General features: G+C 53.5%; 21 protein-coding genes. 10 read left to right on the forward strand and 11 right to left on the reverse strand.

Translation table 11 applies throughout. The annotated features are described in order from the left end of the window. The first annotated feature begins 118 nt into the window (after positions 1-118). Positions 119-739 (forward strand): macro domain-containing protein, encoded by a 621-nt coding sequence (locus C5Y83_RS22245; protein WP_105332003.1) that lies wholly within the window; start codon positions 119-121, stop codon positions 737-739. Here the strand turns inward: C5Y83_RS22245 and C5Y83_RS22250 are convergent. Continuing rightward, complete coding sequence (locus C5Y83_RS22250; RefSeq protein WP_105332004.1) at positions 736-1,161, reverse strand: secondary thiamine-phosphate synthase enzyme YjbQ; 426 nt, start codon at positions 1,159-1,161, stop codon at positions 736-738. The two genes, C5Y83_RS22245 and C5Y83_RS22250, sit on opposite strands and share 4 nt — an antisense overlap. Before the next feature lie 704 nt (positions 1,162-1,865). On the opposite strand from C5Y83_RS22250, the gene C5Y83_RS22255 reads away from it, so the two are divergent. Next, positions 1,866-2,090 carry a hypothetical protein gene (locus tag C5Y83_RS22255; protein WP_105332005.1) on the forward strand — a complete coding sequence of 75 codons (225 nt, stop codon included), beginning with the start codon at positions 1,866-1,868 and terminating at the stop codon, positions 2,088-2,090. Between the two features lie 251 nt (positions 2,091-2,341). On the opposite strand, the gene C5Y83_RS22260 is transcribed toward C5Y83_RS22255, so the two are convergent. From C5Y83_RS22260 to C5Y83_RS22285, 6 genes are all read right to left on the reverse strand, one after another. Then, on the reverse strand, positions 2,342-2,587 hold the full coding sequence (locus C5Y83_RS22260) for a carbon storage regulator (protein ID WP_105332006.1): 246 nt from the start codon (positions 2,585-2,587) through the stop codon (positions 2,342-2,344). A 100-nt stretch (positions 2,588-2,687) separates the two neighbouring features. Then, complete coding sequence (locus C5Y83_RS22265; RefSeq protein WP_105332007.1) at positions 2,688-2,981, reverse strand: hypothetical protein; 294 nt, start codon at positions 2,979-2,981, stop codon at positions 2,688-2,690. Positions 2,982-3,229: 248 nt separating this feature from the next. Beyond that, entirely contained in the window at positions 3,230-4,168 is a 939-nt protein-coding gene (locus C5Y83_RS22270; protein ID WP_158262463.1) for a PmoA family protein, read from the reverse strand. 117 nt (positions 4,169-4,285) lie between these two features. Next, positions 4,286-5,050, reverse strand: coding sequence for a hypothetical protein (locus C5Y83_RS22275; RefSeq protein WP_146117876.1), 765 nt, complete (start codon positions 5,048-5,050; stop codon positions 4,286-4,288). A gap of 92 nt (positions 5,051-5,142) precedes the next feature. Continuing rightward, complete coding sequence (locus C5Y83_RS22280; RefSeq protein ID WP_105332010.1) at positions 5,143-6,165, reverse strand: endonuclease V; 1,023 nt, start codon at positions 6,163-6,165, stop codon at positions 5,143-5,145. Between the two features lie 19 nt (positions 6,166-6,184). After that, positions 6,185-6,604, reverse strand: a complete 420-nt coding sequence (locus tag C5Y83_RS22285; RefSeq protein ID WP_105332011.1) for a VanZ family protein — start codon at positions 6,602-6,604, stop codon at positions 6,185-6,187. Positions 6,605-6,821: 217 nt separating this feature from the next. Between C5Y83_RS22285 and C5Y83_RS22290 the strand changes: the two genes are divergently transcribed. The 3 genes from C5Y83_RS22290 (at position 6,822) to C5Y83_RS22300 (ending at position 9,428) form a co-directional block, all read left to right on the forward strand. Further along, the gene (locus C5Y83_RS22290; protein WP_105332012.1) at positions 6,822-7,778 is read left to right on the forward strand and encodes an NAD-dependent epimerase/dehydratase family protein; all 957 of its coding nucleotides are present in this window, start codon (positions 6,822-6,824) and stop codon (positions 7,776-7,778) included. A gap of 79 nt (positions 7,779-7,857) precedes the next feature. Continuing rightward, positions 7,858-8,502: a DUF1080 domain-containing protein gene (locus C5Y83_RS22295; RefSeq protein WP_105332013.1), complete on the forward strand. Its 645-nt coding sequence runs from the start codon at positions 7,858-7,860 to the stop codon at positions 8,500-8,502. A 62-nt stretch (positions 8,503-8,564) separates the two neighbouring features. After that, positions 8,565-9,428: an SMI1/KNR4 family protein gene (locus C5Y83_RS22300; protein ID WP_146117877.1), complete on the forward strand. Its 864-nt coding sequence runs from the start codon at positions 8,565-8,567 to the stop codon at positions 9,426-9,428. 39 nt (positions 9,429-9,467) lie between these two features. Here C5Y83_RS22300 and C5Y83_RS22305 read toward each other — a convergent pair whose 3' ends face one another. Further along, complete coding sequence (locus C5Y83_RS22305) at positions 9,468-11,003, reverse strand: YifB family Mg chelatase-like AAA ATPase (protein ID WP_105332015.1); 1,536 nt, start codon at positions 11,001-11,003, stop codon at positions 9,468-9,470. Positions 11,004-11,252: 249 nt separating this feature from the next. On the opposite strand from C5Y83_RS22305, the gene C5Y83_RS22310 reads away from it, so the two are divergent. Continuing rightward, positions 11,253-12,734: a hypothetical protein gene (locus C5Y83_RS22310; protein ID WP_105332016.1), complete on the forward strand. Its 1,482-nt coding sequence runs from the start codon at positions 11,253-11,255 to the stop codon at positions 12,732-12,734. On the opposite strand, the gene C5Y83_RS22315 is transcribed toward C5Y83_RS22310, so the two are convergent. Then, positions 12,720-14,030, reverse strand: a complete 1,311-nt coding sequence (locus C5Y83_RS22315) for a DUF1501 domain-containing protein (protein WP_233207323.1) — start codon at positions 14,028-14,030, stop codon at positions 12,720-12,722. The two genes, C5Y83_RS22310 and C5Y83_RS22315, sit on opposite strands and share 15 nt — an antisense overlap. A 16-nt stretch (positions 14,031-14,046) precedes the next feature. Beyond that, the gene (locus tag C5Y83_RS22320) at positions 14,047-15,681 is read right to left on the reverse strand and encodes a DUF1553 domain-containing protein (RefSeq protein WP_105332017.1); all 1,635 of its coding nucleotides are present in this window, start codon (positions 15,679-15,681) and stop codon (positions 14,047-14,049) included. Between the two features lie 211 nt (positions 15,682-15,892). Here C5Y83_RS22320 and C5Y83_RS22325 point away from each other — a divergent pair, with 211 nt between their 5' ends. The 3 genes from C5Y83_RS22325 to C5Y83_RS22335 all read left to right on the forward strand — a co-directional run bounded on the left by C5Y83_RS22325 (position 15,893) and on the right by C5Y83_RS22335 (position 19,006). Next, positions 15,893-17,128, forward strand: a complete 1,236-nt coding sequence (locus C5Y83_RS22325) for a DUF4013 domain-containing protein (RefSeq protein ID WP_105332018.1) — start codon at positions 15,893-15,895, stop codon at positions 17,126-17,128. Positions 17,129-17,275: 147 nt separating this feature from the next. Further along, complete coding sequence (locus tag C5Y83_RS22330) at positions 17,276-18,598, forward strand: S41 family peptidase (protein WP_105332019.1); 1,323 nt, start codon at positions 17,276-17,278, stop codon at positions 18,596-18,598. Between the two features lie 225 nt (positions 18,599-18,823). After that, positions 18,824-19,006, forward strand: a complete 183-nt coding sequence (locus tag C5Y83_RS22335; protein ID WP_105332020.1) for a hypothetical protein — start codon at positions 18,824-18,826, stop codon at positions 19,004-19,006. A gap of 54 nt (positions 19,007-19,060) precedes the next feature. Here C5Y83_RS22335 and C5Y83_RS22340 read toward each other — a convergent pair whose 3' ends face one another. Next, positions 19,061-20,002, reverse strand: coding sequence for a histone deacetylase (locus tag C5Y83_RS22340; protein WP_105332021.1), 942 nt, complete (start codon positions 20,000-20,002; stop codon positions 19,061-19,063). Positions 20,003-20,229: 227 nt separating this feature from the next. Here C5Y83_RS22340 and C5Y83_RS22345 point away from each other — a divergent pair, with 227 nt between their 5' ends. Next, on the forward strand, positions 20,230-22,149 hold the full coding sequence (locus C5Y83_RS22345; RefSeq protein ID WP_105332022.1) for a hypothetical protein: 1,920 nt from the start codon (positions 20,230-20,232) through the stop codon (positions 22,147-22,149). Positions 22,150-22,165 lie beyond the last annotated feature (16 nt).

Raw genomic sequence — 22,165 nt, forward strand, 5'->3', positions numbered from 1 at the left:
GGCACGCAATATGGGCAGACTTCGTTTACCAGAGAGAGAGGGACTCGATTCGGGGCCCTCTTTCTTTTTATTTAGAAAACCAACTTGCCAATGATAGTGTATTGAGTACACTATTAAAATGAACTTCATCAAACTTTGGCTCATTCACCCGAATGAGAAGATGTGCCAGGCATTTCGCAGCCGTTTTGCGAGTTTGCCTGAGGTGCGAGTCATCCAAGCTCGCATGGAAGAACTTGAGCCCCACGACTGCTTTGTCACCGCGGCTAACTCATTTGGAATCATGACCGCTGGCATCGACGCGGCGGTAATCGGTTACTTCGGAGAAGAACTCATGCAGCGAGTTCAACTCCGCATTATGAACGACTATCTCGGCGAACAGCCGGTCGGTTCGGCGTTTCTGATCGAAACCCATCACACGGCCATCCCCTATCTCTGCCATGCTCCAACCATGCGGGTGCCTGGCGGGATCGACGGCACCGACAAGGTCTACATGGCAACCTGGGCAGCTCTGCTGGCCGTCTATCAGCACAACGTAAGTAACCAGCGTAAGATCGAGACGGTCGCCTTTCCTGCGTTCGGTGCTGGCTTTGGGGGCGTAGCGTATGATGAAGCCGCTCGCCAGATGGCGGCGGCCTATGATCACTTCCTCAATCCGCCGCATCGACTCGATTGGGACTGGGTAGCACGGCGCCAAAAAGCAATCTGCTACGACGGTAAACGCCAAGTAGTCCGAGGTTAATTCCGCGCGCCTTGAATGGTGAGAACTAACCGACGATTGCTAGCACGATCACGGTGTTCGCAAAGATAGATTCCTTGCCATGTCCCGAGATTCAGCTGGCCATCGGTAATCGGAATCGTCACGCTGCTGCCGAGCATCGCCGCTTTAATATGCGCCGGCATATCGTCTGGCCCTTCCATCGTGTGGACGTACGGAAAGCTTTCCGGAGCTATTTTCGAGAATGCCATCTCCAAATCGGTCTGTACATCGGGATCGGCATTCTCGTTGATACTGAGACTGGCGGACGTGTGCTGAATAAAAACGTGCAATAGACCAACATGGAACTCCCCTAATTCGGGCAACTCTGAGAGCACCTCGCGAGTGATTAAATGAAACCCGCGGCGCCGCGCGCGGACACTTATTTCCTTCTGGATCCAGTTCATTCAAGCTCCTAATTGAGGAGAATATCTTCAAAAAACAGGGTGTAACAAAAATTTTTCCGCAAGGGGGCTTGCTTGCTGATTGCCATAAATTGGCCAATCGTTGAGAACTTAGCGATCGGCAAAGTGAACCCTTAGTAGCAATTAAATCTCCATTAAGGTGAGGCTAAGGTTGCTTGCCGCCCAGGGGTTTGGTTGGTGGACAATTATTGCTCTGCTGCAGATCCCTCATTAGGCGGAAAGCCTTAACTGGTTTAGGCTTAGCCATCCTATCTGCCTTGCGGTAACACGCAGAAAATTGTATTGACACGTTAAGAGATCGATAAATAATCGTGTGCTTGATCAGAACTGGTAAGGATCACCAGGGAAGATCAGCGGCCTGGATCTTAGGACAACTCGACCGACCCAAGAAATCATACATTTTTAATGGTCGAGTTGGAGGCCGTCAGCATAGCAAGCCGAGAACTGTTTGGTCTGGAGCCTATAGTTCATACGGTAGACAACAAGTACCAACCTGACGTTATGTGTCACTTGTGGTCCTGTGCTGTCTAACGAGCGAATGGATCTTGCTCTCGATACCCCACAAAGGTTGGCAGATATCGGTAACCGGTCTGCTTGCCGTATCGCGAAATGAACATGTCGGCCATGTCGGCCGTACCAGAATCACGCCCCGTGCATATGCTGTTGAAAGTAGGTAGTTGGAAAAGATGCAGAAGATTAAGAACGTTTTCGATGCCATTCTGAAATTCGGACACGACGAGGATTTCGTTCCGGATGCTGGCGACGAGTTTGTTCCCACCGATGCCCCTGCTGGTTCCGAAGCGAAAATCGAAGTGCTTCGCCGCCGCGTCGAACAAGGGCTTCCGCTGTGGCACGACGAAGATCGTTGCGACTACACCGGTCTGACTGGTGCGATTCGTCCTCGCGAGTGATTTTCTCGAAGTGACGAATCTCGATGATACAACGTGAGTGAGGGGTGGCATACTACCCCTCATTTTTTATGCGCTATATACGATTCGATCGATCCGGTCGAATCGACCGCACACCGTAGGATGGCTACCGACGCCTCGGGCGAACCTGCCATCATATGGTTCGCCTGACGTCCTTCCAGGGAAGATGGCGTTCGCCTGGGAAGACGTAGCCATCCTACGAGATCGTTTGTCACGCTTGCCCCTCAGCGTGATCAGGCCGCAATTCTCAGCGTTTTCGCGGCCAACTGGTCCACCTCTGCCGTGAAGACCAGTGTTATGCGTTCCTCTTCTTCCGCCTCGATTTGATCGTGCGTGTCGAGTTCGTCCCGAAGAATGAGCAGGTTCGAGGGCGCCTGAATACCCAAGCGAACCTTATCGGCTCCGACCTTGACCACGGTTATCAAGATCTCGTCGCCAAGCCGAAGTTTCTCACCTTCCTTGCGGGAAAGCACTAGCATATCAATAAACCTCCATGTTTATGCGGTATTCAGGTATGAGAATGATCCAGAGTCTATTCAACCGACTCGGCCGTTCCATCGACCGAGGTTGCCGCGTTGGTTATGCGGCCACTTGCAGCGCTGAGGCACTCGACAGTTGCGTTCGCAGGAACCGTTCGCCACTAGCTCCATAAAACAAAATCGTGTTCGTGTCGGTCTCCCAGATGGCCGTGCATTTGACGCTGCGAGGTCCATGCAAGCAGAAGTAGATCCCGCACGGATCTTGTGCTCGCACGATTACACGCTCGGTCATGGGGAATACGCCCGGCTCAAGCTGCTCTTTGTCACATAGAATCTGGTAAATGTACTGCCGAAGGTGTTCCAACTGCGTGAAACACGGGGATTCAGCGGTCATGGGTTGGGGATGCTCCGTATAACTCCGACTCATCGTCGATCGCCACCGATGATGGGTCGTTTAGATAAACTGGGTTAAGTGTTTGCAAGATTAGGTATCGGCAGCCAAGGCGGCAAAGTTTGACATAGATAGGCTAGGAAACATAGGAAAAATCTACTCAGTGCGCAAACAAAAAGCTCGACGGGGAAAACCCGGCCGAGCTTTGCTTAAAGTCTAAGAAAATCACGAGTTTTCTCGTGCTTGCATCCCTACTTTTTCACTTTTTCGTAGCGAGCGAAAGCTGCTGGGATGTCCGCATCTTCTGTGGTGCCTTCATGAATGAGAACGCGATAGCGTAGGTTCATCTCCTTGCCTGGCTCGATCGTGTGATCGCCAGCCGGCTTGTCCTTGCCCACGAAATCATGCACACCGAACGGATTCGCGGCGAAGAGACCGTACGTACGAACGTGCCAGTAGGTTGGGTAACCGTAGCTCGATGGGTGATTCAAGATGGCAACGCCGACCGTCTTATCCTTCACGGGGCCGTAGTAGTCGACCCAGGCCGAGGCTTTGCCCCACGCGTCCTTGTTTTTAACGCCCTTGTCGTTGACGATCGTTCCCCCCATCTTGGCATCGACCTTCATCGTTCCCGCAAGACGCATTCCGAAAGTCCCTTCTTTGGTGTCGCCGAAGGTAACTGGTTCATCCCCTGCCATGACGGTGACATCGTAGTCGATGTATTGGCGACCTTCGTCCTGACCGAATGTCAGCGAGCGACGATCACGACAGACAACGTTCCCTTCAGGATCTTCCCAGCGATTGACCGCCACGATCTGAGCAGTTTCACCGTCGGTGACCTTCTCAAATTTCTCGTGGATGATCTTGCCACCCTCTTTCTCGCTCTCCAGCCAGAAGTCGGTTCCGTTGACTTTGCCGTGCGTGAACCAAACCGAGCGATGGTGAATATGATCGTTCTTCTCGTGGTCGCCCAGCGATTCGATTGGATAGCGTCGAGTTAACGGAAGCCCGTCTGGCCCCAGCAGTGGGTACAGAATTGGCTTGGTCCCGCTCTTGGTCAAATAACGGGTGAGCAGCTTCCCGTCGAAATGAACCGTTAGGCCATCGTCATCCTCGACGATTTCGTACGTCTGAGCGACGCACGTGGATGCGAAAGCCGTTACAAGCAAAAGGGTTAACGTCCGGATCATGCGAGGCATATCCTTGATTACAGGTGGGATGCTAAAAGAGTGGAACAACGAGGTGTGTTCCATCCTACCTGAGGAAAATGCTCAAATCCAGCAAGCTATATTGCGGCAGACAATCGTTTATTTCTGGGCAAACGCCGGCGTAACGAACTCCTCGAAGGAAACCGACTTCGACTTCTTTAGGTCGTTCTCGATTGATTTCACCAGTTGGCTGGCTTTCGGGTCAGGCTTCCATTGAAACTCATGGGTCGTGCGAGCAGAAACGTTCTTCGCCGGATTAGCATTGCGAACCGTCTTACGGATTTCGCGTGGGACGGCCCCCTTCGATCGCATTTCGTTGTTGAGATCGATTCGCGCTTGCGGCAAACCACCGATCCCGGTCACGAAGTTTAGTTGAGCCGACCAATCACAGAAACGCGCATACACATCGGCCAACGTTTGCTGATCAATTACATCCAATTCGGCCGTGTAGGTGATCGGGCCCCCTTGCATGGTCAGCACCTTCATCTTGGCATCGTAGTCAGTGTTGAATTTCGGGTCTCGTAAGAAATTCCACACCGGATCGTCCGGGAAATCCCCCTTGGTCTTGAAGAAGGCTGAATACTGCAAGACATCCTGCGTCCGCATGGTCACTTTCACTTGTCGCTGCGGATCGAGCAGCGTGACCAATCCCGCTTGATAGTCGATCACCGTGACTTGGCGAGGTGCCGTCGTGACGACGTCGTAAACTTTCTCTCCCTGAAAAACTGTTTCCAAAGTAATCGCGGGATTCGGATTGTTTCCATCGAACACACGTGTGGTTACTTGAAAATCAGTCGCGTGACACAACGAGGTTAACGATACCGAAGTAGCCAGGATGGCGGTGGCGAGAAAGGAAATTTTCACGGTTCGATCAGCTCGACGATTGAGGTTCAAGGAGAAAGGAACATCGGTCGTCGGGAACCATACCCCAGTGGCCGCTTGCAAGTCCAGACGAATCAAAGCGTGCTAGCAATTCGCCGGCTTTCGCGGTCAGCATGGTAGATCGGCTCAGGACTGCGATGCCCGGCGAAGCAGCGATCGACAATACTTTGCATCGCCTCCTCAAGCACACCAAACCCTACCGAAACGTAAAGCGGATTCTTGGTCTTGGCATGAGGAAGAATTGTATATCCCAGCACGTTATCTGCGTCGTTCTTGCTCGCTACGATCGGCTCCCACTGTCCTACGTTAAGGTGCTCGCAAAGGATGGTGCCGCAAAGCTGGTTCTTTGCAATTCCGATCGTGGGTATGCCGACAAGGGCCCCCAGCATCGTAGCAATTCCCATTCGCCGTGGATGAAGTTTCCCGTTGCCATCGACAAGTAAGACATCAGGCAATTGGTCATTGGCCTGCATTTGGACGAGCAATTCGAGATAGACCGGAAGCTCTCGAAACGCGAGGTAGCCTGAAATATACGGAAAATTGACAGGCATCGTCTGAACAAAATGCTGCTTTAGTTGCTTACCATCCGATCCGAAGCAACTGCATACAGCGACGGCAGTATCTTCCTTGTAAGAAACATCAAGTCCGCCAATTGATTGCAGTCGATCGAGCTGAAATCTCTTTTCGTCGGGCAAAGGAAAGTCTTTCTGCCACGATTTAAGCGAAACTAACGGCTTTATTCCAGCTGGCAATTGCCAGCGAAAACGATTGAGATCAACTCGGCCATTTTGGACCAACGTTCCTTCACCAAGGAGAAGCTGAGCCTTTTCCGTGACGTTTCCATTATGGAAGAGCCCGACTTCACCGGTCGAGCGAACCACACGATGGGAAAAATCGGCCAGCGGTCCCTCTGGCTGCAAGAGATAGGTTGCTACCCAGCGGCTAGCAACAGTGTCCCCCAGTTCTTTGGCGAGATCGCCATAGGTAACCACCTGACCAGACGGAATACTGCGTACGAGTCGGGCCAGATCGGCCGGTAGGTCAGGAATCCGCTGACGAAGCGAATCGGCAACCGTGCGTAAGTCCGGAATTGCCATCCCTGCGATTCCTGCGTGTTTAAGATGGCTCGCTCGGTAGCAGCCAGTGCTCAACGCTCAGACGACGAGCCCAGGTAAGTACACCAATTCCGAGAGTCGCTCCGAAAGCATCTGCCAAGAGATCGGCAGGATCACACGATCGCCCCGCGACCAAGGTTTGCGTTAACTCGTCGAAGGCTCCCCAAGCGATCAGCGCTAACCAAACCGCAGCCACTAAGGAAAGGGACCAGCGAAACTTCAAACTGCCAAATACTAGCAAGGCCGACATCGCCAGTACGCCGTAAATGGTGATATGTACGAACTTATCGAAGTGAGGAATCAACTGGTTGCTTTGCGACATGATCCGATGCGGAATCGGCCAATGCGTCCCCAAAAACGCAAGCAGAGATAGCCCAATGAGCAGGCCCAGGGAAAGTTTTGGCGAGATTCGTGGGAGCATATTCGGTTCCGAAAATGGTCGTACGGCAGATTGACGGCCAAATGTTCCGAGTGATTCCAGGCCGGGCTCGTGAAATATTGCTTCCAGACTAATCCATGTCGAGAATCCTCACAAGCGAGGTGTATCTTGCAGCAAAATCGGGATGCTAGTATCGTTTGTAACGATTATTCCGACCCCGTAAAACCGCGATTTACGACGCGAAGGCAAGTGTTTTCCTATGGCCATCCTGATCACCGGCGGCGCCGGATTCATTGGCAGTCACCTGACGCAAATCCTGCTTGAGCAATCGACCGAGCAGTTAGTCAGCCTCGACAACTTCAACGACTACTACGATCCGGCCCTCAAGCGGGAGAACGTCAAGCCTGTCGCAAACGAATCTCGTGTGACCTTGATCGAAGGAGACTTCTGCGATGGCGAAGCGATGAAGCGTCTGTTCGACGAGCACGCGATTGATCAAGTCGTTCACCTCGGAGCTTACGCAGGCGTTCGAATCAGCGTTCAAGAGCCTCACAAATACCAGCATGCTAATGTCGGCGGAACGCTAAGCCTCTTGGAAGCGGCCCGGCATCATCCGGTCAAACGCTTCTTGTTAGCTTCGTCATCCACTGTGTACGGCAAGGGAGCCGGCATCCCCTTCGATGAGGATGCTCCACTGGGTATTCCCGCCAGCCCGTACGGTGCAACGAAACGAGCCGCGGAATTGCTTTGTTTGACGTACCATCAATTGCACGGGGTTCCCACAGCCTGCCTTCGTCCATTCAGTGTTTATGGACCACGGCTACGTCCCGACCTAGCGCTCACCATCTTTGCGAAGGCCGTTCACGAAGGAACACCGATACCTCTGTTCGGCGACGGAAGCATCCGTCGTGACTTCACGCATGTTAGTGATATCTGCCAAGGCTTCATTTCCGCGTTAACAGCTGAGGGTGTCGTCGGCCAAGAGATTAACATCGGTCATAGCGATCCGATCGAAATGCGTCGGCTGATTGAACTACTCGAGAAATCGTTCGACAAGAAGGCCGTTATCAACTATCTCCCAGAACGCCCAGAGGACCTGCCGGTCACTTACGCAAAACTTAACAAAGCCGAGAAACTGCTTGGCTACTCCCCAAAAGTCCTGATCGAGGATGGCATACAGGAGTACGTCGACTGGTTCCGCACCTGGCACGGCTAATGGATTTGGCGCTTTCGGCTTGGTAGGCTCTTAAGTAGAAGAGTTCGCCACCATCAAAATCCGAGAGTGATCCACAGCCATGCGAAATTGCGTCTCCTTAACCGGTTTGTTTCTGGTCGGTTTTCTGCTCCTTCCCTCGCTGGCGGATGAAGCGAAGGAACAAGCCAAGGCAAAGTCGCTGTTCAACGGCAAGTCGCTCGAGCACTTCGAGGTCCCGCAGTTCGGCGGCGACGGTGAGGTCGTTGTCAAGGATGGCGTGATCTCGATGGGACAAGGGGTGATGCTGACCGGCATCACCTACAAGAAGGACGACCTGCCAAAAACAAACTATGAACTGACTTGGGAAGCCAAACGCACCATGGGGATCGACTTCTTCGCCGCCGCTACGTTTCCGGTCGGTGATAGTTACTGCAGCTTCATTCCCGGTGGCTGGGGAGGTGCGGTCGTCGGCCTGAGCAACATCGATGGAGAGGACGCCTCCTCAAACGAAACCACCAAGTATCTCGCTTTCAAAGATGATCAGTGGTACCAGTTCAAACTCCGCGTAACCCCGAAGAAAATAGAAGCCTGGATCGATGGCAAGCAACTCGTCGATGCCAACATCGAAGGCAAAAAGATCTCAACTCGAAACGAAGTCGATCTATCACATCCTTTGGGATTCGCAGCCTGGCAAAGTGCGGCGGAGATTCGCAAGATTGAACTGCGAGAACTTAAAGCCAAATAAGGCTATTGCGACAAGCCGTTAGACGGCTAGTTTACATCTCCTTCTCAGCTTGATGGTATTCTATGGCAGAGAGAAAACGTCCCAAGTGGCCATCCACTAAGTTCTTGAGACGCCGCAAAACAGAGAACGACGATCAACAGCCGTATCTCGGTTTTGGTTGGGAATTAGATTACTTCGAGTTCTTACAGAAACGGGATGGTGGCATTCCCCAACTAGACGCGTTCCCCATCCATTACGAAGGACGGAAGCGTGCGGCGCGAGTCCGAAGTTTTTATGGTCGACAAGCTCTCTGCAACTCCGTGGTCGTCCATTGGGATTCTCTTCCTCGTGGATGCTTACCCATTGGCGACGTTGAGATCGATGGTGACGACTTTGATAGTCCAACACTCTTAACGTTTCGTTGGGGAGAACACTTCAACAAAATTTTCTTTTGGGATAACCCACACGATATCGGTCCACTGGATCCGGAAGATCCATCGCGTCTGATTCGTGTCGCCAACTCGCTTCCGAACTTCCTTCGATCTCTTAAGAATTATGACGAGTTGTACTACCGTACGTTCATTGAACTGAACACGACGCCGCTAGAATTACCCACGATTATGGAAGCATTGCGAGATTGCGGAGTCGAAGAGTTTTCCGACGCCGACTACACAAAAGGAAAAAATTGCACGACCTGGTCCGCGACATGGCAAGAGTACTACGCACAGATTTCTGTGGGACATAGTGTAAAGAAACTGGGAGACGTCGCCGTTGTCAGTTCAGTCGCCAAAGCCTCTCGATGTTTTCTCGCAATCGATGCTTGCCATTGGGACCAAGCCTCCGCACTGCGCGCCGTAAAGAAAGCACTCAAAAACGTACCAGCGTTCAAAGGAGCGAAAAAAGCCGGGCAGACCGCAGCCCAGCGTGAGCCTTATTGGCGGGATTAATGGTCCAGTAAAATGTACATTCCGCTCACACGTTCTCGCCTATCCGACCAAACTCCTGTCTAGCATCCGGTAGTTAATCGCCTCGCACACATGATCAGCCGAGATCATCGTAGCTGCTTCCAGGTCAGCGATCGTTCGGGCCAGTCGCAAGATCTTGTCGTATGCCCGGGCCGAGAGGCCGAAATTGGCGATGCTTTGCTTCATTAGTGTCGCGGCGTCCTCTTCCACATGACAAAACTTGCGGACTTCGCGGCTACTCATCTGGGCGTTATAGCGAGTGTTGCTGCTAACAAAGCGGCGGGTTTGAATCTTGCGGGCCTCGATCACGGTTGCTCTTAACTTTTCGCTGCTCGTTCCGTCGGTCGTGCTGGCCAACTCTTGATAAGGGACCGCGGGGACTTCGATCTGGATATCAATCCGATCGAGCAGTGGTCCTGAGATTTTACCGACGTACTTCTCGACCTGGGGCGTCGTGCAACGACAGTCGCGACGCGGGTCATTCCGAAATCCGCACGGACAAGGATTCATCGCCGCGACCAGCATAAAATCAGCCGGAAATGTTACGCTTCGCAAGGCGCGTGAGATAGTCACCGTGCGATCCTCAAGCGGCTGTCGCATCAGCTCCAGCGTGCGTCGATTAAACTCTGGCAGTTCGTCCAAGAAAAGAACGCCGTTGTGACTCAGCGAAATCTCTCCGGGTGCCGGATTGCTCCCGCCACCCACAAGCCCCGCCTCTGAAATCGTATGGTGCGGCGAACGAAAGGGACGCGTCGCCAACAACGGCTGATCGGTCGCGAGCCGACCAGTCGCACTGTAAATGCGCGTCGTCTCCACCGATTCGCTCGGTGTCAGGCCTGGAAGAATCGTCCTTACTCGCTTGGCGAGCATGGTCTTTCCTGACCCAGGCGGACCTACGAACAGAAGATTATGCATTCCCGCTGCGGCGATCGTGGTGGCTCGTTTGGCCAGTTCCTGGCCACGTACGTCTGCGAAATCGACATCGTAGATCGAGTGCTCTTCAAGCAACGTTTGAATCTGGGGTGGGACAGGCTCGATATCGAGTTGCCCGGCCAAAAAGCCAACGGCTTCGGTCAAGCTGGCGACCGGGATCACTTCGATCCCTTCGACCACGGCCGCTTCTCGGGCATTCTCGGCAGGGACGATGATGCCGGCGAGTCCTTGTTTCTCGGCAGACATCGCCATGGAAAGCACACCACGAATTGGGCGTGTGATTCCTTCCAGGGCTAGCTCACCCACAATCGCATACTGACTGAGCAGCTCACTTTGCAGTTGCCCGCTACCGGCAAGTATTCCTAGCGTAATCGGCAAATCGAACGACGCAGCGTTCTTAGGAAGCTCGGCCGGGGCCAAGTTGATGACCACGCGATCTCGTGGACAGAAAAAGCCGGAGTTCACCATCGCGCGTTCGATGCGATGAATACTTTCTTTTACAGCAGCTTCCGGTAGACCGACCAAAACGGTCTTAGGAAGTGCGGTAGGCGAAACATCAACTTCTACGTCGACGGGGATCGCATCGATGCCGGCCATCGAAAAGGTGCGCAGTTGTGCCAGCATGGTTGCCTCAATCTTAGGGTGTCAACTCACAGTCATCAGTGGCCCCCATTGTGAGTCAAGCAAAACCCCACTTTCAAGTCTTCGTAAAGTTTTTTGAAAGATCATCCCCCTAGAAGAAGGCGGTTTTCCGCGCTGATTGGACGATGTATTACCTACCATCGAACGGTTTCTCGCAAATTGCACTGCGTTTTCTGTCAGTGTGGTACCGTTGAACTGCGCGGCAAACTTAACCCCACACAAGTTCCGCTGATGGCCAACCTTGCTAAGTCATTTCTTGAGAAGACCAATGCGTCTGCGTCGAGCAGACAATGCACCCTTCCGCCGCTGCGCTACACCTTGTTAGCTGTCGTCGTGCTCGCTCAAGCCGCGACCATCGTCCTCACTTGGCCACTTTGGCAGGTGCGTCAGTTCCCAGCACACATGCCGGCTATTGAACTATCTCAAATCCCATTTGGTGGATGGTTACTGGCTACATTGGCCTTGATGCTGGCGGTGCCGCGTTGGGGATTGGTGTTGCATATCACGACGCTTTTGATTTCTTTCGTCTTCGATCAGTATCGCACTCAGCCGCAGTTTATTGCCTTGGCGGTGCTCATGTTTGCGTTGATCGAGGAGAACGGAATCGTGTTGGTGCGTTGGTTTCTGGCGTCGCTGTGGCTATGGGCAGGGTTGCACAAGTTGCTTTCTCCTGACTGGTTCACACACGCTGCATGGGATTTGGTGGGAGGAATTGCCTCCGATCAAGCCAGCTACTTTCAGTCATTTGCCTGGGGCATCGGTCTCGGTGAAACGACGATTGGTTTGCTGGCGATCTTTCGACCACGCTGGGCGGCTATTCCCGCTTGCTCGATGCATTTCGGTATCGCGATCTTCTTGTCACCTTGGTTCTACGATCACAACATGAGCGTGATCCCCTGGAACGTAACAACCGGAATTGTCGGCTGCTGGGTAATGTGGAACGCGCCGAGCGTTCGCCCACAATTCAATTCGGAGTGGGCGTTCGCAAGTTTGCTATTGATCTATCCAGCCGGCTTCTATGTGGGTTGGGTCGACCATGGCGTCGCGAGTGTGCTTTACTCCAATCACTTACCCGAAGGGCTGATTACCACGACAGATGGAACAGAAAACGTGCAGGGCTGGGGAGCTCTTAACGTGCCATTTCCCAACGAACGACGTTTATTGCGGATCTACTTCGAGCAGTCCGCGCCCCCCGGTGCGAAGCTACATATCGACGACCAACGTTCGATGCTCTCCGATTTATACTTCGTAAAACGATCGAATCATCAGGTCGAACAAATTTCACGGCAAGAATTCCACAACGCGTCCATTGGTGAAGTCGCAGGAATCGAACATGATCGCCGGCGTAACTGCTTCCTTCTCAATCGAGCAGGCGTCCGGATGTTGAAGCGCGACAAGGCTGGCCCCATCTATGCTGTGGAAATGAATCCTCGCCAATTTCGACCAGAACTATTGGAACTCCTCGAAGGCCTTCCCAATATCGAACAACTGAACCTGGCTGGCTGTCGTGTCACAAACGAGGACTTGAAGCGCTTACCGACGCTACACAAACTTCAAGGGATCGGCTTGGCTGAAACGTTCGTCAACGATCGAGCGATCCAAGAGCTCAAGCGACAACCGGAGCTGAGATTCATCGACTACGAAGGAACAAGAATGACAACCGAGGCAATCCTTCAGTTTGAGAGCCAGCGAGCGAACTTAGACGTCAGCTAACACCTCTGCGATAGGCTTTCCTTCGCAGATCGCCATAGGACGCCCGATAGGCGTTTGGTAGTAATTATGGAAGTTGATCCCTAGCGCCGTGTGAATGGTGGCATGGATATCTTCGACTCGCACGGCCCCTTTCGTCTCTGGGGTAATCTTCGTTCCTTCGGGATCGGTCTCGCCGAAAACGGTTCCTCGTCGAATTCCACCGCCGGCCAGCACTACGCTGAACCCATGTGGCCAATGATCGCGGCCAGCAGCAGGATTGATGTTGGGCGTCCGGCCGAACTCGCCCCCACAAAGGACAATCGTATCGTCGAATTGATCGCGTTCTTTCAATCGTTTGATGGTCGCGGCAAGTCCAGCGTCGAGCGTTGCGGCTCGGGCCGATTGCAATTCGTGATTGTTCGCATGCGTGTCCCACCCGCCTAGCGTGACCTGAACGCAACGGACGCCAGTTTCGATCAGTTGTGTTGCACATAGGCAACCGCGTCCAAAGGGCGAATCGCCGAAGGACTCCTTCTCGGATCTCGAAACATCGTTGATGTTGAAGGCAGCGATCTGATCAGATGTCATCATGGTGGTCGCGCGATTGACCATTTCTTGATGAAGTGTCTTGTTCGTTTCCAAATCGCTCCGGCGTCCTTTGGCAAAGGAACTCTCTAAGACATTCAGATCGCTCATCCGCGCATCGAAGCGAACCTCCGAGACTCGCTTGGGAAGATCTGGGAGCGGCCCGGATGGATCGTACATTTTGAAGGCATCGTACTTGTTCCCTAGGAACCCGCCGCGGGCCGAGAAAGCCTCGGGAAAAATGGAAACGTGACGTGGAATCTCAACACCTTTCGCGGAAAGCTCGTGGCAAAGCACCGCTCCGATCACGGGATGAATCAGTGTTGGATCGGGGCGGTAGCCTGTCTGCATGTTGTAAGTCGCTCGTTCGTGGTCCCCTTCTTTGCTCGTCACGCAGCGCAGGAGTGAGACTTGATCCATTACCTCGGCGGAAAGAGGCATTGAGTTGGCAATCTTCAAACCTTTTACCGAAGTGTCGATCGCTTTTGCATCACCGCCAATCTTCTTCCCTGGATGCGGATCCCAAGTTTCGAGTTGGCTGGGGCCTCCTTGCATCCACAGAACAATCACCGACTTTGGCCGCCTTTTCTCTTGCTGTGACGCAGCAGCAAGCACTTGCGACAGCGGCGTTAACCAGGCTAGACCGGCACCTGCCCCTAAGAGCGTTCGTCGACTGAAGTGGCTTCGAGTTCCACAACCCTCCGGACCGAGCATGTGCGAGAAGTGATTCATAGCGGGACAGTTCCTGTTAGTGGTTCCAGGCAAATTCGGTGCAGTTCATCAAAGCCCAGAAAATGTCTTCGAAGTCTTGGGTGCGCCGCGTGCGAAGTTCTTCATTCTTGAGCTTCGCTTGAAAGTGCTCACTTTCCTGCTCCGTCGGTCGTCGGGTCAAGACGCAGAGAAATGCGGTTTCGATTCCTGAAGCATCGTCGGGGGCAAGCTGAGAAATCTTGGTCGCCGAATTTCGAATGAAATTCTCCTTGGTTCGCTCGTTCACCAAGTTTCCATTCATCATCAATAATCGTTGTGGGATCGTTCCAGCATCGAGACTGAATTCATCTTCGCCAGCATCTCCATAGCGTTTCAGAAAATCATTCGTTTCGCCGAAAGTGATCAATCGCGTCAGAACGTGACTTTCCGCATTGAGTGTATGGAGCGACGAAGCTTGGTTGATACTGCCAATCACCTGCTCGGGTCGCAGTCGACTTACCGGGTACGAGGCCCAGAGCTTTTCGTGCTGAGCCGTGATCTCATGATCGGCGCGACTGTCGAGCTGGAAAACTTCGGTTGAAGCGATCAAACGAATCAAACGCTTCAAATCGAAATCATGATCGATAAAGTCGTTCACTAGTGGTTCCATTCCGGCAGGCAGAGTTCCTTTCTCGAAACTTCCTTCCAGGGGAATGTCATCGACCGGCTCGACCAGAGGACGTCCCGTTACAATGGCCCAAACTCGATTGACAATCGCTCGAGCGAACGGCTTATTCTCAGGATGGGTCACCCAGTTCGCGAGCCGCTGACGAAGCGTGCCACCACTTTCTTCCAGTAAGTCTCGGTTGAAGGGAACTTGAGCTGGAACGGTAACCTCTTCGTCCGCATACAGGTACTTGAAGTCGTAAGGACGTCCCTTCTTGTCGGTGATCCCGACGAAGGAGTTTTGTGCTTCGCGAAAGAAGGAAGCCAATTCGTGGAAATCGCTTTGCTTTAGATCGCCTCCCAGGTTGTCATCGTGACATTGCACGCAGTCGATCCGGGTCGCCAGGAAAGCTCGGGTTAGTCTCCCCGCCAAGCGTGCCACATCGGGTTCTTTCGTGCCGTCTTGGTCGACCGTTGCGGTGACGAAGTTGACCGCCGGGTGATCGGTCCAAAGCCCTGTTTCCGAGATCAAGTCACGCGTCAACATGTCGTACGGACGATTGGCCATGAGTTGATCACTCAGCCATGTGACAAACCGGCGCTTACGAAAAATCAGAAACGGACCGTTCTCAGTTCCTACATAAGCGCGCGACAAGCGTTCGGCCATGTAATCACCGTAGCGGCGATCGTTCAGCAAGTAATCGACCCACCACTGTAAACGATCGACATCGGGTCGCTGCTCGAGCAGGCGAATCTCTTCGAGCGAGGGTATCGTACCAACTATTCCCAGCGAGAGACGCCGCGCAATGACTAGATCGTCCGCCTGGGAAGCAGGTTGCAAGTCGTGCTCATCCCACGTCTGCTGGAACTGTCGATCGACCGCCTGGCGGGCCAAATCGAAATCATTGGTCCGAGCCACCACCGGCTGCTCAAGAGCTTGTACCCTGGGCGGCATCAATAACCAATTGGCCAGTGAAGCCAACGTTATGGTTGCCAGCGTTATGAACGCAATGTTTTTCAACCACATGGTTTGAGACTCGCGAAGAGCTTCCGATTTAAGAGACTAGAACTCCGGGCAACATTCATTGTTACTTGAATTCTTCGGGGGATGTTTCCCCATTGCAGAGAAAACTTGGCGATTTCTTGCTTTTCTTAAAACCAACGTTGGCGGGTTCCGAGTAGAAAGGGAGAAAGCGAGCGAAGCATCCTCTTCTACTCTACTAAGGTATTCCGATTTCATGTCCGCGGTGAACTCATCTTGGCAAGCAAAAGAACTGGTTCTCACCAAACCAAGCTTTTCCCCAAGTGGGCTTAATTCGGGCGACACCGGCCTAGTAGCTAGCGAGTCCGCCTCCCCGCCACGGAGCGGCTTGATCGTGCGTGTCGCCGCAGGTCTTGTGAACGCTTGGGAGTGGTGTTTCGGTGCGATCTCGATGATCGTAATCCTTGCCTTTTTGGCGACGGTACCTATTCTAAATTTAATGAGCCTGGGTTATCTGCTGGAAGTCGGGGGGCGAATCGCCCGGACGGGCAAATTCTCTCAAGGCTTCATTGGGATTCGCAAAGCAGCCCGAATTGGAAGTATCGTGGCCGGGGCATGGTTGATGTTCCTGCCGTTGCGCTTGCTTTCCGACGCTTGGCAGAGTGCCTGGTTGATTGACCCAACTAGCCAGCAAACGCGGGTCCTGTGGTTCGTCACGATGATCGCAACCGGAATGGTTGGATTGCACGTGGCGTGGGCCTGTTATCGCGGCGGCCGACTTCGTCATTTTATCTGGCCCGCCCCGATTCGTTTTTTTAAGACCATCTTTCACGGCGGCATGTATCGCCATGCCCGTGAGGGTACTTTGTCCTTTATCAAGGAACTCCATCTATGGCATTATTTCTCGCTGGGTGTTCGCGGATTCTTCGGCACCTTAGCTTGGCTTTTGGCACCAGTCGTGTGGATGATCGGAGCACGTCAAATTTCCGAACCAGGGATTGCGTTTGTGGTCAGCCTGCCCGGTATGGTGATGTTCGCCTTTGTCCTGTTGTACTTACCGTTCCTTCAAGCTCACTTCGCCGACGAAAATCGATTTAAAGCGTTATTTGAGTTAGGGACGGTCAGACGATTGTTCCGCCAGGCTCCACTTGCTTGGTGGTCGGCACTTCTGATTACGCTGCTGTTCGCCTTGCCGCTTTACCTTCTCAAGGTCGAGATGATCGATCGCGAGATCGCCTGGCTCCCTAGCTTGCTCTTCGTGGTCTTTATCTTTCCTGCCCGCCTGTTAGCGGGATGGGCATTGGCTCGGGCCAAGAAGCGAGAACAGCCCGCCCACTTCCTTCTGCGATGGTTGAGCCGGTTCGCCGCGATCCCGGTTGTGTTTTCGTACATCTTCTTCATGTATTTGTTCCTGTACATCTCTTGGCGTGGAGCAGATAGCCTGCTGGAACAACACGCGTTCCTTGTTCCGGTTCCCTTCCTGGGCGCCTAAAGGTTTCCGATTCGCCATGCTGTCGATGCAAGATCGCGTGATGCGCTGTTTTGCCGTCTACGGTTCGCCACTAGGACCGCCTGCTTGGAACAGTTAACATTGAGAGTACCCCCTTGTCTTCTGGTTCCTCAATGGACACGCATAGTTATGCCGCGTGGAAATCTGATCGCGATTTGTTTGACGTTTGTGATTGCGCTAATTTGCTATCAATCGACGGCGTATTCTCGCTATGCGTTGATGTTCCAACAGGGGATGCAGACGATTTCCGACTTTTATGTTCGACCGGTTGGAGAAGAGGAACTGTTCGATGCGGCGATGGAAGGACTCACTTCGCCCCTTGATCAAAACTCGGTCTATATTCCGCCGGCGCATTACTCCGACTTCCGCCGCGAGTTAGGGCAAGAATTCGGTGGAATTGGCGTCCAGGTTGATTTTAACGAAGACAAACGGCAGATGGTGATCATCACACCCCTTGCAGGTGCCCCAGCATATAAAGCTGGAATTCAAGCGGGCGATATCGTACTGGCAATCGATGGGGTCGATCTGAACGGAGAAGACTTCGACACTTCCTTAGAACGCTTACACGGGGAACGTGGCACCCCGGTAACGCTGACCGTGAAGCATATTGGCGAGGAAGAGCCGGTCGATATCACTGTCACCCGCGCCAACATTATGGTCGAGTCGGTGATGGGGGACACACACGGCAAAGATGGCAAATGGAACTTCTTCCTCATCAATCATCCCAAGATTGGCTACATTCGTGTCGATTCCTTTGGCGATCGCACGGCGGAAGACTTCAAAGCAGCTCTGGAAGAGATCCCCAAAGACGCCGAGGGGCTGATCATTGATGTTCGCGGTAATGCGGGCGGTTACTTGAACGCAGCGATCCAGATGGTCGACATGTTCATCGAATCTGGTGATATCGTTACAACCCGCAGTCGCGATAATCAAATCCGAGAAGTTTATCGCGCGAATAGCAGCCACACGATTGTGCCTCAGGACTTACCGGTGGTGGTCATGGTAAATCGCTTTAGCGCTAGTGCGAGCGAGATTTTCGCGGCCGCCCTCCAAGATCACGATCGAGCAACCGTAATTGGTGAACGATCATTCGGAAAGGGAACCGTTCAAAGCATCTTTCCATTCCCTTTGGATGCCGATAGCCGTGCTCTGAAGATCACCACGGCCACGTATTGGCGTCCCAACGGTACCAACATTCATCGCTTCCCCGATGCCAAAGAGGAAGACGACTGGGGCGTCCGCCCGGATGAAGGTTGGGAATTGGACCTCGACGACGAAACGTTGAAAAAAGTCATCCGCGCGCGGCGTCTACACGACATCGATCGCACCAACTTCGCCGATCCTTCCCTGGCGGAAGGTCGTGAAATCTCGGATGACGAACAATCCCTCCTCGACTTTGAAGATCCGCAGATGCAGATGGCGGTCGAAGTGATTGAGAAAGCCGAGAAGTAGCCGTTTCGTAGGTTTTGCAAAGTGCTTTTGCAAATTCTACGATCGACCTGTACGGTGATTCCGGCAAGGAAATTGGGGCAAACCTTACCATTTTTCGTCCATCTTCGAAAACACTGACCTGGGCGAACTTGAACAAATCTGGAGCAGTTCTCCGACAATTGGCACTTCGGTTGCTAATTACAACGGCGAATCTCTCTCCTCCCCGGTTTGTTGAAAGATGCACCTATGGTTTGCAACGTTAACCACTTCTCGTGGCCGTCCACCAAGACTCCGACGCTGGTCGAAATCGAGTCTTTTTCGCGACCACTTCCTGTTCAGCCTCACCCCGACACCCCCTATGTCGTCGTGCTGTTGAAGATGTTAAGCGATACCGATAAGACGTCGGATGAAGATAACATTCGCCGATAATGAAGCGGCGAAGATTGATCCGGCTGAAATCTTGGCTTCAGCCGGATTCTGGGGCTAATCCGAGGACTTGAGCTCGCGCAAGTGAGCTTCTATGCACTCGGCCAATCGTGTGGGGTTATAGCCACCTTCCAGCAAACTCACGATTCGTCCATCGCACCAAGTGTCGGCGATTTCGTTGACCGTTTGGGTCATGGCTCCGAAATCGTCGGTCTCCAGCCCGAGATCCCCCACGGGATCCTCTTTGTGCGCGTCGAAGCCTGCGCTAATCAGTACCAATTCTGGTCGAACCTTGTCGGCAAAATCTTGTAATCGATGGGCGAATGTATTGAGGATCGTCTTGCGATCGGTTCCGTACTTGATTGGCAAATTCACGGTGTAACCGCGACCAGGCCCCTCACCTTGGGCATCACGATCGCCACTATCCGGATAAAAGGGATAGCGATGCATCGACAGAAACCCAACGTTTTCGCTTCGCCAAAAGATATCTTGGGTGCCGTTTCCATGATGCACGTCCCAATCAACGACCAAGACTCGCGCCAATTCCAGCTGTTCGATGGCCACCGCAGCAGCAACCGCGACGTTGTTGAATAGACAAAACCCCATAGCCTGATCACGAGTGGCATGATGACCTGGCGGGCGAGACAAACTGAACGCCCGCGTTGCCTGTCCCTGAATTACCCGCCGAGTCGCATCCACAGCGGCCCCAGCGGCCAATAATGCTGCTTTGAAGGAATCTGCGGAAGTAAATGTGTCCTCATCGATCTGCCCCCCACCATGGGAGGTCAGGTCACGAATATACCGAACCAGCCCAGGATCGTGGACGAGTTCCAACAGATCCTCGGTTGCGGGAGAGTACTCCGGATGCGACCACTCATCCCAGACGCCTTCACGATGAAGATGCTCTAAAGCACTCGTCAGCCGAATGGGGGCCTCGGGATGATGTGGGCCCGTAAGATGCTTCAAACAGCGGTCGTTGTAGTGAATGAGGTTCGACATGCGGCACGGCAGTCCTTCTTGGGGGCATGCACCAATTCGTTGACACAGCTTCGCAAGAGCAACTATTCTTAACCTTAGCGATCTTAGACGGTATGATTACATTACTCGTCGCTTGAGGGGAATTTCTCCCTTAGAATACATCCGGATTACGATCTCATCTCGTCCCACTGGCCCACTGTTCGTTCGGACACGCCTGGGCAAGTCTCAATGCATAGGAATTTTGTGGCATGAAATGGCTTACTTGCTGTACCCTCGCTTTGGCGATGATCGCCGTGGGAACTCAAGTCGCTCGGGCGCAAGACTACCGAGAGATTCCAGTTACGGCCACTGATATTGATCCGGATGCGACCGATCTGCAAGGCAAGCTGCGTTACCAGCAAGCTCGCGCCAACGTGATCGAGTACCTTCGCTCCAAGCCAATGGACGAACAGGGTCGACAGCTGATCCGCAAGTTCTTCCGAGACGCCTACCTGAAAAGCTGGACCAAGCGATCTAACTGGCAGCACGCCGGTGCGAATCGCCAAGAGTTTCTGCGACTTTACTACGGTTCGCTCAACTCGCAGCGTGATGCTCGCCAAATGCTCAATGAGATCATGCTGGAGTACATGCAAGAGTACATCAAGCCAGCTTATCATCCCGTGCTCCGCTACAACGCAGCGCTGCTGATCGGCGACCTGCGTTCGCAAGAAATGGATTCCATCAACCAATCGCCAGAAGTTCCGTTTCCTGACTCGTTGGCGGTCTTGCTAAGCATGATCGAAGACGAAAAGCAAAGCGATGCCGTGAAGGTCGCGGCTTGGGTTGGATTGCTCGAACAGTCGGAGCTGTACGGAGTGAATCTTGGCAGCATCCCTGCCGACGCTAAAACCAAGATTTTGACGTTGGTTATCAACACTCTGAAACAGAAAGATGTTCCGGAAGGGCATAGCGAAGACGCCCATGTCTGGATTCGTAAGCGGGCGATCGACATCGCGTCGGTGATTGGCAATGCCGGTCGAGACGGTTCGCTCGCGGCGGCTTTGGACACGATCATTCTCGATACCGATCTTCCGATCGATATGCGTTGTTCCGCCATCGCAGCGAAGGGAAATCTGGCATTCGACCAAGCAACGGCCAGCAACATGGACGTTGTTCGTCAATCGACCGATATCGGCAAGATTGCGTTGGAAGCAGTCGCTGCGGACGTCACGTGGTTCGATGAATCACTGAAGCAATACCAGAAGCAAATGTTCGGACCTGGTGGCGGTGGTTACGGGGGCGGCTATGGCGGCGAGTACGGCGCAGGTGGCGGCTACCCCGGCGGCTACGGCGGTGAAGCTGGTGGCAGTGGCTATATGCCAACGCCAACTTCTTCTTCCTCGTCCCGCTCGAGTTCCAGCCGCAGCCGTCGTGGCCGAAGTAGTCGTCGTGGCAGTTCGGGTGGCTACGACATGTATGAAGACGCCGGCATGGAAATGGACATGGCCCCAGAGATCATTCGTGACCCGGTTTTGGTCCGTTTGGAAAATAACTATCGTCGCCGCGTGAAGACTCACCTCGATTTCGCAAAGCAGGGCCTCGCCGGTCAGCTAACCCAAGTCCCAGACGATCCAGGCGCGATCAAGCAGGGCCTGATTCAGTACGCTAAGAACGCGGAAGATCGTCAGGCAATCGCGAACTTGACTAAGTCGATGATCGCTATGCTCAACGCGGTTGACGACAAGGAATCGGAAGAAAAGGATCTGCTCAAGGCATCCAAGACTAAACTGGAAGCCATGACCACAGCCGCTCAGAAGCTTGCCGCAAAGGCCGCCGTGGAAATCGAAGTTCCTGATGCAATCAACGAAACTCCAGACGACGAGCCAGGTGCAATGCCCGTAGGCCCAATGCGTCGTGGAGCGGTTCCAGCCGACATGCCAGGTGGCGGTGGTCCTCCGGCCGACGCCCCAGGCGGAATGCCTGCTGACAATCCTGGCGGTGCTCCGCCAGCGGATCAACCAGGTGGCACACCAATCGATGGCCCGGGAGCGACTCCCCCAGCCGCCAGGCCGCCAGCCGCAGGACCAGCTGCTGGCCAAGGAGGACCGATGCCAATGCCTATGCCACAACCAGGTGGCGCCGGTGGAGCACCTCCGATGACGGATGGTCCTATTCCTGATTCTCCGTAGGCTCGTAGCTTTCCTT

The organism is Blastopirellula marina (genome assembly GCF_002967765.1).
In the GTDB taxonomy this organism is placed as follows: Bacteria; Planctomycetota; Planctomycetia; order Pirellulales; family Pirellulaceae; genus Bremerella; species Bremerella marina_A.

What these genes read in the sequence shown, in the direction of transcription:
- C5Y83_RS22245 (WP_105332003.1), top strand. Translation starts at nt 119, where the DNA reads ATGAACTTCATCAAACTTTGGCTCATTCACCCGAATGAGAAGATGTGC.
- C5Y83_RS22250 (WP_105332004.1), bottom strand. Translation starts at nt 1,161, where the DNA reads ATGAACTGGATCCAGAAGGAAATAAGTGTCCGCGCGCGGCGCCGCGGG.
- C5Y83_RS22255 (WP_105332005.1), top strand. Translation starts at nt 1,866, where the DNA reads ATGCAGAAGATTAAGAACGTTTTCGATGCCATTCTGAAATTCGGACAC.
- C5Y83_RS22260 (WP_105332006.1), bottom strand. Translation starts at nt 2,587, where the DNA reads ATGCTAGTGCTTTCCCGCAAGGAAGGTGAGAAACTTCGGCTTGGCGAC.
- C5Y83_RS22265 (WP_105332007.1), bottom strand. Translation starts at nt 2,981, where the DNA reads ATGACCGCTGAATCCCCGTGTTTCACGCAGTTGGAACACCTTCGGCAG.
- C5Y83_RS22270 (WP_158262463.1), bottom strand. Translation starts at nt 4,168, where the DNA reads ATGATCCGGACGTTAACCCTTTTGCTTGTAACGGCTTTCGCATCCACG.
- C5Y83_RS22280 (WP_105332010.1), bottom strand. Translation starts at nt 6,165, where the DNA reads ATGGCAATTCCGGACTTACGCACGGTTGCCGATTCGCTTCGTCAGCGG.
- C5Y83_RS22285 (WP_105332011.1), bottom strand. Translation starts at nt 6,604, where the DNA reads ATGCTCCCACGAATCTCGCCAAAACTTTCCCTGGGCCTGCTCATTGGG.
- C5Y83_RS22290 (WP_105332012.1), top strand. Translation starts at nt 6,822, where the DNA reads ATGGCCATCCTGATCACCGGCGGCGCCGGATTCATTGGCAGTCACCTG.
- C5Y83_RS22295 (WP_105332013.1), top strand. Translation starts at nt 7,858, where the DNA reads ATGCGAAATTGCGTCTCCTTAACCGGTTTGTTTCTGGTCGGTTTTCTG.
- C5Y83_RS22300 (WP_146117877.1), top strand. Translation starts at nt 8,565, where the DNA reads ATGGCAGAGAGAAAACGTCCCAAGTGGCCATCCACTAAGTTCTTGAGA.
- C5Y83_RS22305 (WP_105332015.1), bottom strand. Translation starts at nt 11,003, where the DNA reads ATGCTGGCACAACTGCGCACCTTTTCGATGGCCGGCATCGATGCGATC.
- C5Y83_RS22310 (WP_105332016.1), top strand. Translation starts at nt 11,253, where the DNA reads ATGGCCAACCTTGCTAAGTCATTTCTTGAGAAGACCAATGCGTCTGCG.
- C5Y83_RS22315 (WP_233207323.1), bottom strand. Translation starts at nt 14,030, where the DNA reads ATGAATCACTTCTCGCACATGCTCGGTCCGGAGGGTTGTGGAACTCGA.
- C5Y83_RS22320 (WP_105332017.1), bottom strand. Translation starts at nt 15,681, where the DNA reads ATGTGGTTGAAAAACATTGCGTTCATAACGCTGGCAACCATAACGTTG.
- C5Y83_RS22325 (WP_105332018.1), top strand. Translation starts at nt 15,893, where the DNA reads ATGTCCGCGGTGAACTCATCTTGGCAAGCAAAAGAACTGGTTCTCACC.
- C5Y83_RS22330 (WP_105332019.1), top strand. Translation starts at nt 17,276, where the DNA reads ATGCCGCGTGGAAATCTGATCGCGATTTGTTTGACGTTTGTGATTGCG.
- C5Y83_RS22335 (WP_105332020.1), top strand. Translation starts at nt 18,824, where the DNA reads ATGGTTTGCAACGTTAACCACTTCTCGTGGCCGTCCACCAAGACTCCG.
- C5Y83_RS22340 (WP_105332021.1), bottom strand. Translation starts at nt 20,002, where the DNA reads ATGTCGAACCTCATTCACTACAACGACCGCTGTTTGAAGCATCTTACG.
- C5Y83_RS22345 (WP_105332022.1), top strand. Translation starts at nt 20,230, where the DNA reads ATGAAATGGCTTACTTGCTGTACCCTCGCTTTGGCGATGATCGCCGTG.